This window comes from Anaerophaga thermohalophila DSM 12881, from assembly GCF_000191885.1.
GTDB lineage: Bacteria > Bacteroidota > Bacteroidia > Bacteroidales > Marinilabiliaceae > Anaerophaga > Anaerophaga thermohalophila.
On record NZ_AEWI01000160.1, the window covers coordinates 1 to 257 of the forward strand.

1 protein-coding gene is annotated in these 257 nt (G+C 35.8%); it reads right to left on the reverse strand.

From position 1 onward, the window contains the following. Positions 1–96: 96 nt before the first annotated feature. The gene (locus tag ATH1_RS22520; RefSeq protein WP_280959776.1) at positions 97–249 is read right to left on the reverse strand and encodes a tyrosine-type recombinase/integrase; all 153 of its coding nucleotides are present in this window, start codon (positions 247–249) and stop codon (positions 97–99) included. Positions 250–257: the final 8 nt, after the last annotated feature.

The following is a 257-nucleotide window of genomic DNA, read 5'->3' on the forward strand; positions in this document are numbered from 1 at the left end:
TTTATAAACACACCGTAAGTGCATATATATTTCTTGTATCAGTTTTAAAGGTACACAATACATGCCAATATAGCATGTATTGTGCACCTTTTTATGTTAGCCTGGATCCCAAAGTTCGTCAAGTGGGTTTATGATTTTACTTAGTTCCTGTGTTGATACGTGAGTGTATATCCCGGTTGTCTTAGTTGATGCATGACCTGATAATGCCTGAATATATCTTAAGTCGGTTCCTTGTTCCAATAAGTGTATTGCAAAAG